The organism is Acinetobacter sp. Colony158, assembly GCF_019264745.1.
Taxonomy (GTDB): domain Bacteria; phylum Pseudomonadota; class Gammaproteobacteria; order Pseudomonadales; family Moraxellaceae; genus Acinetobacter; species Acinetobacter ursingii.
The window spans coordinates 887,461-898,339 of sequence record NZ_CP078523.1; the positions used below are offsets into that span (position 1 = coordinate 887,461).

Consider the following 10,879-nt stretch of genomic DNA (forward strand, 5'->3'; position numbering starts at 1 on the left):
ACTTCGATGGCATTGATTATTCAATATATTGCACAAGGTCAAGATCAAGCTGAACAGATGCTAAAAGCCAAGTCTGGACGTTTGTATGAACTTTGGATCGGAATTGGTTTGCTCATTGCTGGTCTTTCAGGCATGGCTGCATGGTATTGGTCACGTCCTTTCTTAACCAGTGCACACATCTATGTCGATATTCCAGTGATAGGAAAAGCACACCTTGCCTCAGCGGCACTGTTTGATGTCGGGGTCTATGTCACAGTGGTGGGTGCAACCATGCTGTTAATTTCGGTACTTGGTGATTCACGTCATTCATCCATGTCTGGCCCTGTTCCACGTGAAGGAGATACGTCATGATTAGTCTGGAGTTCCTACTTGCTTCCGCGATTGGCCTACTTGTCGCGTCGGGGATCTATTTAATTTTACGTGCCAGAACTTTTCCTGTGGTACTCGGGCTTGCCATGATTGGCTATGCAGTCAATCTGTTTTTATTTGCAATGGGACGTATTCAGATGAATGCACCTGCGATTTTGACCGAAACGGTTAAAACGACCGATCCTTTGCCACAAGCTTTAGTCTTAACAGCGATTGTCATTGGTTTCGCCACAACAGCATTTATCGTACAGCTTGCAATTCGTAGTCGTTATGAATCAGGTACAGATCATGTGGATTCCAAAGAAGACCCAGCCCTAAACTATGACCCGCGTGAGGATGAACCTTGATGATTGACTTTATCAATTTCTGGAACATGCACGCACCTATTTTTAGTATTCTGATTCCTGCGTTTACTGCTTTTATTCTCATCATTTTAGGCAATCCCGGTTATGGTGCTTTAGAAACTGATCGTCGACAACCGTGGCGCAGAGCCATCAGTCTCATTTCTGTTTTATTGGGTCTTGCCACCGCAATCAGTTATTTTTTTATTGCCCATACAGGTCAAATTACGGTTTATCAACTGGGTGAATGGTCTGCGCCGTTTGGCATTGTATTAGTACTCGATCAACTTTCTGCTTTTATGCTGCTCTTAACCTATGTACTGGCCGTTCCTGTACTCTGGTTTGCGAGCAAGGAATGGGATACCCGCGGTCGTTATTTCCATGCCATGTTTCATTTTCTACTCATGGGAATCTGCGGTGCCTTTTTAACTGGTGATTTATTTAACCTATTTGTATTCTTTGAAGTGTTATTGATGGCTTCCTATGTGTTGCTACTACATACACAAGGTAAAGCGCGTTTCCAACTCGGCATTCATTACGTCACTATCAATTTACTGGCTTCAGCGATTTTTTTGATCGGTCTGGGTATGATTTATGGCAGTGTGGGTAGTCTCAACATGGCTGATGTATCACGCCTATTGCCGACACTTGAGCCTGACCAACACAAACTCGCGATTGCAGGTGGGATGTTGTTATTTGTCGTCTTCGGCATCAAAGCTGCAATCTTGCCTGTGGGTTTATGGTTACCCAAAACCTATGCTGTTGCTACCACACCTGTTGCTGCTATTTTTACCATCATGACCAAAGTCGGTATTTACGCGATCTTAAGGGTAAATGGCACCGTCTTTGATGATGTATTGGCGCAGAATATTTTAAAACATTGGCTGTTGATCATTGGCTTAGTCACTTCGTTATATGGCGTGATTGGGGCAATTGGGGCAGATCGTTTACGCCGCTTCGTCGGTTTTATGGTGCTGTCATCCATCGGGACAATCATCATTGCAATTTCCATGTTCAATACCCAAGCATGGGCCGCCGCATTATATTATTTAGTCCATAGCACCCTGATAGCCGCTGCGTTTTATCTACTCTGTGGCTGGATCACCTCACAACGTGGCAGTTTCAAGGATCATCTCAAAGTTGCGCCAAGAATGAAACAGGGCAAAACTGTAGCGATGGTTTATTTTATTATTGCCATGATGATGGCAGGTTTACCTCCCTTTAGTGGTTTTCTCGGTAAAGTTTTTATTTTACAAGCGACCCATGATCAATCTTATCAGGCATGGATGATTGCGATTATTCTGATTGTCAGTTTGCTGAGTATTATAGCCTTAACCCGCGTTGGTTTTGTTTTATTCTGGCGCTCAACTGCACCAGAGGAGAATGAAAAAGAACCTGCTTTTATTGCCTATCAAAAATTACCTGATCATGCCCCTGCCCGTAACGATTTGACTATTTATGCACTCCTAACAGGCTTAATCATTTATGTTATTTGTGCACCTTCGATCTATTCTTATAGCTTAAGTACAGCCGCACAAATTCAGGATCATGCCCTTTATACAAATTCTATTTTGAGCAAAGATCGTTTTGGGCAGGTGATTAGTGTGCAACCTTATGATCCAAGCTATGTGCCTGAAACTAAATACGGCGGTGAAACGATTGATCCATATGCGCATTATATCCCTGATGTCATATCTGATGATACGCTAGAAGGCGAGCACATTTCAGAATATAAGAAACGTCAAATTGAGCAAGAACAAAAGGATCAAGATATCGTACCAAATGAAAGCCAACTCAAACCGATGGAGCCTTAAAAAATGAAAAAAAAGAGTGCTTTACTGGAACGCTGGTTTCCTCATCCGTTGGTTTCTGTCATTGTGGGTTTGAGCTGGATCATGCTGGCACATAGCGTTTCAGCTGACAACATTCTGATTGCCGTTATTCTGGCAATTCTGATTCCACGTTTGGTACAGCCCTTTATTACCCGTACCCCGCACATTCACTGGAGACAAGCGATTCATCTGTTTTTTGTGGTGCTTTGGGATATTGTTGTTTCCAATATTCGTGTCGCCAAATTGGTACTCGGGCCTACAGATCGGTTACACCCTAAATGGTATCGTGTACCTTTGGAAACCCAACATGAACAGGTCAATAGTATCTTGGCGATGATTATTACCACCACACCCGGTACAGTGTCTGCGGGCATCGATCAGGAACGTGGCGATATTTTGGTTCATTCACTCAGTACTGATAATGAAGAAATGGATATTCAGGACATCAAGTCTCGTTATGAAGCGCCATTGATGGCTATTTTTGATGTAAAAGCTGATAAAGGAGGAGAAGCATGATCATCTTACCTTACGCTTTGGGCATTTGTATGGTCGCCATTACCATTTCAATGTTTCTCTGTCTGATTCGACTTGTAATCGGCCCATCAATTGTAGATCGATTGCTGGCCTTAGATACTCTATTTCTCAATGCGACCTGTTTGGTCGTCGTTTTGGGGATTTACTGGACCAGTACCAATTTATTTGAAGGGGCGCTTTTGATCGCCATGCTCGGTTTTGTATCCACCGCAGCGTTGGCACGTTATTTCACTACGGGTCATGTGATCGATTAAGGAGATGCTCATGCAATTGATTATGGAAATTCTAGTTTCATTCTTTCTGTTGGTCGGTGCATTCTTCATGTTAGTCGGTGGCATCGGTATGATTCGACTTCCAGACTTATTTATGCGCCTACATGCGCCGACGAAATCCAGTACACTCGGTTTGGGTAGCTTCTTGTTGGCCTCCATTATTTATTCAGCATTTCATGGGCGGTTTGGTTTTTCAGAATTGTTAATTACCTTGCTGGCGTTTATCACTGCACCAGTTTCAGCAAATTTGATGGCACAAGCTGCATTGCATTTACGTTTACGTTCCATGAGTGGTGAAGTCCCCGAAGCCCTCAATCGTCCTTTACCGTGGGATCGTTATTCCTTTTTAAATCGTAGAAGAAATAGTACGCTGGACTCTCATTCAGAGCCACCGAAAGAGTAAAATTTAATATCATAAAAAATGCCACCCGAAGGTGGCATTTTTTATGTATTCAGATTTACTGCTCTGAATCATCTTCTTTTTTATGCTCAGGCAAATCCTGTACTGCTTTCTCAATCAGACCAAACATATAGTTGCCATAGGCATTGGTCTTGTCATAATGAAAACGCAAACGCGGTGTAATACGCGTTTTAATACGACGACTGAGTTCCTGACGCAAAAATCCAGACGCTTTATTTAAAATATCTAGCGTTTCCTGATGAGCGATTTCATTTTGGTCATCTGCCAGTTCACGTCCCATCACAGTGACATAAACATCTGCGTATCCCAAATCTGGACTCACCTTAACGCCTGAGATGGTCACCAGACCACCCAGACGCGGATCTTTCAACTCTTGACGGATTAACTCTGACAACTCACGTTGTACCGAATCCGCCATGCGTTTCAAGCGTTGTCCACCCGCCATTAAAGACTCCGTTTCACCATTTGAACATCATACACTTCGATCTTATCGAGTGGTTTGATGTCATTATAACCTTTAACCGCAAGACCACATTCCATGCCTGCGCGAACTTCATCTACTACATCTTTATAGCGACGTAACGATTCAAGCTCACCCTGGAAGACCACTACGTCATCACGAAGGACACGGATTGGTTTGTTACGGTGAATGACACCTTCCATCACCATACAGCCCGCAGCAGCACCGAACTTACTTGAACGGAACACTTCACGAACCTGAGCCACACCCAGAATCGTTTCACGATGTTCAGGCGCAAGCTTACCGCTCATCGCATTCTTCACATCATCAATCAATTCATAAATGATGCTGTAGTAACGAATGTCGATACCATCTTGATCGCTCTTCTGACGCGCAGTCGTATCAGCACGGACGTTAAATCCGAGCAATACTGCTTCTGATGATTCAGCCAGTGTGACATCAGATTCAGTGATTGCACCGACACCTGAACTAATCACACGTACTTTCACTTCTTCAGTTGAAAGCTCATCCAAAGCAACGGTCAAGGCTTCTAACGTACCGCGAACATCTGCTTTTAAGATGACATTGACTGCTGGTACATCTTTTTTGCCCATAGAGGCCATAATGTTTTCAAGACGCATCGCACTTTGACGATCAATCCGTTTTTGACGCTCACGGTCTGCACGAGCATCTGCCACTTCACGTGCTTTTTTCTCGTCATTGACAACAAGAACTTCGTCACCTGCCATTGGCGCATCGGGTAAACCTAAAATTTCGACTGGAATCGATGGCCCTGCCGATTTAATTGGTTGACCATTTTCATCCGACATGGCACGTACACGACCATAAGATGAACCTGCAAGAACAAGATCACCAATATTCAATGTACCGTTTTGTACCAGAATCGAAGTCACTGCACCACGACCTTTATCAACACGTGCTTCAATCACCACACCTTGAGCCGCGCCTTCGCTTGATGCTTTCAATTCCATCAATTCAGCTTGAATCAAGATTAAGTCAAGTAATTCATCGATGCCTTGACCCGAGTGTGCCGAAACCATCGCGATTGGAACATCACCGCCCCATTGTTCAGGTACGATCTGCTTAGTTGTTAATTCATTCAATACGCGATCTGGGTCAGCCGATTCTTTATCCATCTTGTTGATAGCAACAATAATCGGTGTACCCGCTGCACGTGCATGGTCAATGGCTTCTGCTGTTTGTGGCATCACACCATCATCCGCCGCAACCACCAATACCACGATATCCGTTGCTTTAGCACCACGTGAACGCATCGCAGTAAATGCTGCGTGTCCCGGTGTATCAAGGAAAGTAATAATTCCTTTATCGGTCTCAACGTGATATGCACCAATATGCTGAGTAATACCACCTGCTTCGCCTGCTGCTACTTTAGAGCGACGGATACGATCCAGTAATGACGTCTTACCGTGGTCAACGTGACCCATGATTGTGACGACTGGAGGACGAGTGGTTTGCTCACCACGTGCTTCTTCAGCAGCGACAAGTAAGTTATCTTCGGCTTGTGTATCAGAAACCAAAACAGGGTTATGTCCCATTTCCTCGACCACGAGTACCGCAGTATCTTGATCAATCGCTTGGTTTTGAGTCACAAGCTCACCCATTTTCATGAGGGTCTTAATCACTTCGCGAACTTTAATCGCCATCTTTTGTGCTAAATCAGCAACAACGATTTTTTCACCAATCTCAACATCATAAATTTGCTTTTTAACAGGTTTTTCAAAACCGTGTTTATTCGCCTGACTGGTTTTTAAGCCGCGCTTATGATGGCTTTTGCTAAAGCTTTGTTCCGCTTGTGCATCACCACCACGACCGCCTTTTTTACCCGCACGTGGATTTGCAGTAGCACCACCACGTTTGATTTCACGGTCTTCTTTATTGAAAGAATCTTCGTATGCTTGACCGACAAGTCCAGCAGCCAAAGGTGAATCATCAATCACACGAATGGTCGTCGTTGCATCATCATTTGAATATTTCGATGCCATTTGACGCATTTGCTCAAGTGTACGCTGTTGCGCTTCTTCAGCTGCTTTACGACGAACTGCTTCTTCCGTTGCTTTCAACTTCGCAGACTCAGCTTCACGCGCTTTTTTCTGTTCAGGCGTTTCTGTTGGTTTTACAACAATCGGCTTAATCGGCTTATTGGTTGAACGACGCTTCACCACAACTTCTGTGGTCGAAGTTTCCGCTTTTACTGTTTCTTTTTTCTGAGCAGCGCGCATTGCATCCAATGTGGCTTGTGCTTTGTTTTCAGCTTTTACTTGAGGCTGCTGCGCAGTTTGCTGGCTTACTTTTTCATCAGTACGCACTTTCGCTTCCGCATCAACACGCGCTTTCGCTTCTGCTGCAATCTGTTCAGGGTTTGGCTTGGTAAACGTATGTTTCTTACGAACTTCTACATTAATCGTTTTTGCCTTACCTGAAGTACTCGCGACTTTCGCTGTACTGGTTGTTTTACGTTTCAACGTGATTTTTCCTGCGCCACTGGCATCCTGACCGTGTACCTTTTTCAAATGGTTCACAAGCGTATCTTGTTGCTCAGTGGTAATAGTGTCATTTGCGTTACGCTGTGGTAGACCTGCTTCACGAACCTGTTCTAGAAGCTTGTCGACAGGACGACCAACTGTTTGAGCCAAGTCTTGAATCGTTTTGTCTGTCATACGCTACTCCTTAGTTAAACCATGATTCGCGTGCTTTCATAATGAGCTGACCCGCTTTTTCATCACCAAGCCCGTCAATATCAGAGATATCGTCGGTTGCCTGATCGGCCAAATCATCGACTGTAATCACACCACGCGCTGCAAGGGCATAAGCAAGCTCCTGAGTCATTCCTTCCATTTCCAGAAGTTCTGCACTTGGTTCCTGAATATTTTCTTGCTGTTTTAATGCATCTGTTAATGCAGCTTCTTTTGCACGACTTTGTAATAACTCAACCAAATCTGCATCAAGTTCAATTTCGTCAAAAGTTTCAGCTGGTACATAGGCAATTTCTTCAAGTGAAGTAAAGCCCATTTCAACCAATGCCATTGCCAAATCTTCTTCAATATCCAGACGTTCTACAAACATATCCAGATATTGCTGTGCTTCATTTTGCTGACGTGCACGGTATTCATCTTCTAGCATCATGTCGAGTTTATAACCCGTCAATTCAGATGCCAAACGTACGTTTTGTCCTTGAGAACCAATCGCACGCGCCAATTGATCATTGGTTGCAAAAATGATATCAGCACTACGTGCATCTTCATCCAGTACAATCCCTGATACATCAGCAGGCTCTAAAGCACTAGCAATATACTGTGCTGGATCATCCGACCACACCACAACATCGATGCGCTCACCATTGAGCTCCGACTGTACTGCCTGAATACGCGTACCACGCATACCAATACAAGCACCGACTGGATCAATACGGTGATCATTAGTTTTTACAGCAATTTTAGCACGCACACCTGGCTGACGCGCTGCTGCTTTAATTTCGATGATTTCTTCAGAAATTTCTGGAATTTCCTTTTTCATCAAAGCAATCAGCATTTCAGGTTTCGCACGCGACAATAACAATTGCGCGCCACGACCTTCACGGTTGACATTATATAAAATCGCATTCATACGCTGCTTAGGACGAAGTAATTCTTTAGGAATCATTTCTTCACGTGCCAAATACGCTTCTGCATTATCACCCAAATCAATGATAAAACCGTCTTTGGTTTGCTTTTTCACTTCACCATAGATCAATTCACCAACTTTGGCTTCATAGGCATCTGCCACCAAAGCACGTTCAGCTTCACGAATTTTCTGGACAATGACTTGCTTGGCAATCTGCGCTGCGATACGACCAAACTCGATCGATTCAACCTCAAGTTCACGAATATCACCAATGGACCATTGTGCAGGATCCACATCAGAAATCGCATCCTGACAGGCTGGCATTTCATGATCTTCATCAGCAACGACTTCCCATTGACGGAAAGTACGATAATCGCCAGTCTTACGGTCAATTTCAACACGTAACTGTGCTTCTTCAGAGTGTGTGCCTTCGTAAAATTTCTTCTTCGTTGCAGCAACCAGTGCCTGTTCTAATGCTTCGAAGATCGCTTCACGACTAACACCTTTTTCATTACTAACCGTTTCAACAACGGTAAGAATTTCACGGCTCATAAGTCACCTACAGATTCTTATAAATTTAAATGAATTTAGTCCTGATAGATCAAATTTGCTTTATCAATATTATGACTATCAATTTCAAGCACATGGTTGCCTTCAACTTCCACTTGAATGACTTCATTTTCAAGATCAACGCTGAGCAATTTTGCCTGGAACTTACGACGATTTTCAACCGCAGTAATCAGTCGTAATGCAACTTGCTGCCCAAGATATGCAGGCATTTGTTCAAGCTGAAAAAACGGACGATCCCAACCTGGAGATGATACTTCAAGTGCATATTCACCAGAAATTGGATCATGAACATCTAACATTGCGCCGACTTGTTGGGTGACCAGCACACAGTCTTGTACACCAATTCCACGACCCTGTTCCAGCTCACCCTCTTCATTGATGACTGGTTCAGCATTATCATCGATCGCTTTATCGATATAGATACGCAGTAAGGAACGCTTCCCTTGAGGAATAAATTCAATTCCCCATAGATCAACATTGCAGGCTTGCACTGCGGGTGCAATTAAATCATGCAGTGCTTGAGTTTTATTTGATAGCTTCATTTACTCTCGTCATTCTCGCGCGGTTCAATTGGCACATAGCCAATTCAGACTAATCTATAGTGAAGCATGACTATTTCACCTTTACGACATCTTATGTCTTGTGTCACCGCTACACGATAGCCAATAAAAAAGGGCGTTAAATCGCCCCTATATTTTACACAGAAAACTATAGCTCACTGTGCAAAAAGGCCCACCTATTTGTGAGCCCTCTTAGAAACTTGGTAGCGGGAGCTGGATTTGAACCAACGACCTTCGGGTTATGAGCCCGACGAGCTACCAGACTGCTCCATCCCGCATCAACGTGCAAACATTATATACAATTATTAGAAAAAGTCAATTTCAATAATTGCTGACTAAGTTGTTACCCTTAGTCATTTAAAGATGTAATGAAGCTAAATTTAACAAGTTTCAATACACTTTAAAAAAAGTGGTAGCGGGAGCTGGATTTGAACCAACGACCTTCGGGTTATGAGCCCGACGAGCTACCAGACTGCTCCATCCCGCATCAACATCACTGCGACACCAACTTTCTTTCTGGATCAAGTTGGTGCGGAAGGGGGGACTTGAACCCCCACGCCCGAAGGCACTACCACCTCAAGGTAGCGTGTCTACCAATTCCACCACCACCGCAGCTTGTGGGAGGCATTCTATTCGCTTCAATCGTAAAAAGAAAGCGTTAATTTGAATTATTGACTCGTTTTAGGTGCAGTTGGTGAAGTTTCAGGCGAAGTTGGTTGCTGAACTGGTGCAGTTTGTACAGATTGTAAGCTATAGGCTTCTGTGGTTTGTTTCTTGGCAAAAACCGCAAGAGTCAAACTGGTAATAAAAAACAAAGCCGTACAGATAGCCGTTAAACGCGTCAGAAAGTTACCCGAGCCTGAAGCACCAAATACTGTTGCCGCACCACCACCGCCAAATGAGGCACCTGCATCTGCACCTTTACCATGCTGAACCAACACCAGTGCAATAATCAGAATGGCGAGAATAATGTGTACCACCAGCACAAACGTATGCATGCTGAACTCCTATTGTTTTGATTGGGCAAATGCCTGAGCAATTTGATAAAACGATTGGGCATTAAGCGATGCACCGCCAACCAATGCACCATTAATATCTGGGCAAGCTGCCAACTCTACCGCATTCTCAGGTTTAACACTACCACCATATAACAAGGCAATCTGTGCACCATGTGCGGTAATCTGAGATAAACCTTCACGAATTTTGGCATGCATCGCTTGTGCATCTTGCGGTGAAGCAGTTTTACCCGTACCGATTGCCCAAATTGGCTCGTAAGCAATCACGATTTGTTTTAACCATTGTTCAGTATTTACAACACTGGCGATATCACAAATTTGCTGTAAAACCACTTGTTCTGCCAAGCCTTGTTCACGCTGTTCAAGGCTTTCACCCACACAGTAAATGACAGTCATACCTGCCTGAAGTGCATTGTGGAGTTTGGCTTTTAAAATTTCAACTGAATCACCCAACAAGTCACGACGTTCAGAATGACCAATCAAAACGTATTGAATTTGGCTATCAACTAAAAGTTCAGCACTGACTTCACCCGTATAAGCTCCCATTCCTGCAAAACGGGAAATATCCTGTGCGACAGTATAAATGGCGCGTGGCGCTGCATTTAAAGCTTGAAAGGTACGATCCAATGCGATCGATGTAGGTGCAACTCCAATGTGGCAGGCATTTGCCTCTATTGGAGATTGTGCCAATAAATTGATAAGTTGTTGAATGAGTTGTGTGGCATCAGATTGTATTGGGTTCATTTTCCAATTGCCAACCACCCAAGGAATAATTGTCGAACCCGACATACTGCTACCCTTTTATCGAAAATGCTGCATATTCTACACGTATTTTAGACAAACTTAGAATGTTTTCTTTTGG

At 43.7% G+C, this 10,879-nt stretch carries 12 protein-coding genes and 3 tRNA genes; 6 read left to right on the forward strand and 9 right to left on the reverse strand.

What is annotated here, in order from left to right; genetic code table 11:
- The 6 genes from JR005_RS03470 to JR005_RS03495 form a co-directional block, all read left to right on the forward strand.
- A partial coding sequence (locus JR005_RS03470) for an MnhB domain-containing protein (RefSeq protein WP_324064516.1) occupies nucleotides 1-351 on the forward strand: 351 nt, incomplete at its 5' end.
- Nucleotides 348-716 carry a Na+/H+ antiporter subunit C gene (locus JR005_RS03475; RefSeq protein WP_004991641.1) on the forward strand — a complete coding sequence of 123 codons (369 nt, stop codon included), beginning with the start codon at nucleotides 348-350 and terminating at the stop codon, nucleotides 714-716. The genes JR005_RS03470 and JR005_RS03475, both read left to right, overlap by 4 nt.
- The gene (locus tag JR005_RS03480; RefSeq protein WP_004994239.1) at nucleotides 716-2,524 is read left to right on the forward strand and encodes a monovalent cation/H+ antiporter subunit D; all 1,809 of its coding nucleotides are present in this window, start codon (nucleotides 716-718) and stop codon (nucleotides 2,522-2,524) included. The genes JR005_RS03475 and JR005_RS03480 overlap by 1 nt, the downstream gene beginning before the upstream one ends.
- Nucleotides 2,525-2,527: 3 nt before the next feature.
- A complete protein-coding gene (locus tag JR005_RS03485) occupies nucleotides 2,528-3,058 on the forward strand; it encodes a Na+/H+ antiporter subunit E (protein WP_004991643.1) in 531 nt (176 codons plus the stop codon).
- Nucleotides 3,055-3,330 carry a monovalent cation/H+ antiporter subunit F gene (locus tag JR005_RS03490; RefSeq protein WP_004991646.1) on the forward strand — a complete coding sequence of 92 codons (276 nt, stop codon included), beginning with the start codon at nucleotides 3,055-3,057 and terminating at the stop codon, nucleotides 3,328-3,330. The genes JR005_RS03485 and JR005_RS03490 overlap by 4 nt, the downstream gene beginning before the upstream one ends.
- A gap of 10 nt (nucleotides 3,331-3,340) precedes the next feature.
- On the forward strand, nucleotides 3,341-3,751 hold the full coding sequence (locus tag JR005_RS03495; RefSeq protein ID WP_004991649.1) for a Na+/H+ antiporter subunit G: 411 nt from the start codon (nucleotides 3,341-3,343) through the stop codon (nucleotides 3,749-3,751).
- Between the two features lie 55 nt (nucleotides 3,752-3,806).
- Here the strand turns inward: JR005_RS03495 and JR005_RS03500 are convergent, their stop codons facing one another.
- The 9 genes from JR005_RS03500 to tpiA form a co-directional block, all read right to left on the reverse strand.
- The gene (locus tag JR005_RS03500) at nucleotides 3,807-4,214 is read right to left on the reverse strand and encodes a ribosome-binding factor A (protein ID WP_004991652.1); all 408 of its coding nucleotides are present in this window, start codon (nucleotides 4,212-4,214) and stop codon (nucleotides 3,807-3,809) included.
- Nucleotides 4,214-6,928 carry a translation initiation factor IF-2 gene (gene infB / locus JR005_RS03505; RefSeq protein WP_125269305.1) on the reverse strand — a complete coding sequence of 905 codons (2,715 nt, stop codon included), beginning with the start codon at nucleotides 6,926-6,928 and terminating at the stop codon, nucleotides 4,214-4,216. The genes JR005_RS03500 and infB overlap by 1 nt, the downstream gene beginning before the upstream one ends.
- 10 nt (nucleotides 6,929-6,938) lie before the next feature.
- Nucleotides 6,939-8,423, reverse strand: a complete 1,485-nt coding sequence (gene nusA / locus JR005_RS03510) for a transcription termination factor NusA (RefSeq protein ID WP_004991663.1) — start codon at nucleotides 8,421-8,423, stop codon at nucleotides 6,939-6,941.
- Nucleotides 8,424-8,458: 35 nt separating this feature from the next.
- Complete coding sequence (gene rimP, locus JR005_RS03515; RefSeq protein ID WP_004991666.1) at nucleotides 8,459-8,983, reverse strand: ribosome maturation factor RimP; 525 nt, start codon at nucleotides 8,981-8,983, stop codon at nucleotides 8,459-8,461.
- A gap of 219 nt (nucleotides 8,984-9,202) precedes the next feature.
- A tRNA-Met gene (locus tag JR005_RS03520) sits at nucleotides 9,203-9,279 on the reverse strand.
- 132 nt (nucleotides 9,280-9,411) lie between these two features.
- Nucleotides 9,412-9,488, reverse strand: a tRNA-Met gene (locus tag JR005_RS03525).
- Nucleotides 9,489-9,528: 40 nt separating this feature from the next.
- A tRNA-Leu gene (locus JR005_RS03530) sits at nucleotides 9,529-9,613 on the reverse strand.
- A gap of 56 nt (nucleotides 9,614-9,669) precedes the next feature.
- Nucleotides 9,670-9,999: a preprotein translocase subunit SecG gene (gene secG / locus JR005_RS03535; protein ID WP_004991669.1), complete on the reverse strand. Its 330-nt coding sequence runs from the start codon at nucleotides 9,997-9,999 to the stop codon at nucleotides 9,670-9,672.
- Between the two features lie 9 nt (nucleotides 10,000-10,008).
- Nucleotides 10,009-10,806 carry a triose-phosphate isomerase gene (tpiA, locus tag JR005_RS03540; protein ID WP_005001192.1) on the reverse strand — a complete coding sequence of 266 codons (798 nt, stop codon included), beginning with the start codon at nucleotides 10,804-10,806 and terminating at the stop codon, nucleotides 10,009-10,011.
- Nucleotides 10,807-10,879: the final 73 nt, after the last annotated feature.

What these genes read in the sequence shown, in the direction of transcription:
- JR005_RS03475 (WP_004991641.1), top strand. Translation starts at nt 348, where the DNA reads ATGATTAGTCTGGAGTTCCTACTTGCTTCCGCGATTGGCCTACTTGTC.
- JR005_RS03480 (WP_004994239.1), top strand. Translation starts at nt 716, where the DNA reads ATGATTGACTTTATCAATTTCTGGAACATGCACGCACCTATTTTTAGT.
- JR005_RS03485 (WP_004991643.1), top strand. Translation starts at nt 2,528, where the DNA reads ATGAAAAAAAAGAGTGCTTTACTGGAACGCTGGTTTCCTCATCCGTTG.
- JR005_RS03490 (WP_004991646.1), top strand. Translation starts at nt 3,055, where the DNA reads ATGATCATCTTACCTTACGCTTTGGGCATTTGTATGGTCGCCATTACC.
- JR005_RS03495 (WP_004991649.1), top strand. Translation starts at nt 3,341, where the DNA reads ATGCAATTGATTATGGAAATTCTAGTTTCATTCTTTCTGTTGGTCGGT.
- JR005_RS03500 (WP_004991652.1), bottom strand. Translation starts at nt 4,214, where the DNA reads ATGGCGGGTGGACAACGCTTGAAACGCATGGCGGATTCGGTACAACGT.
- infB (WP_125269305.1), bottom strand. Translation starts at nt 6,928, where the DNA reads ATGACAGACAAAACGATTCAAGACTTGGCTCAAACAGTTGGTCGTCCT.
- nusA (WP_004991663.1), bottom strand. Translation starts at nt 8,423, where the DNA reads ATGAGCCGTGAAATTCTTACCGTTGTTGAAACGGTTAGTAATGAAAAA.
- rimP (WP_004991666.1), bottom strand. Translation starts at nt 8,983, where the DNA reads ATGAAGCTATCAAATAAAACTCAAGCACTGCATGATTTAATTGCACCC.
- secG (WP_004991669.1), bottom strand. Translation starts at nt 9,999, where the DNA reads ATGCATACGTTTGTGCTGGTGGTACACATTATTCTCGCCATTCTGATT.
- tpiA (WP_005001192.1), bottom strand. Translation starts at nt 10,806, where the DNA reads ATGTCGGGTTCGACAATTATTCCTTGGGTGGTTGGCAATTGGAAAATG.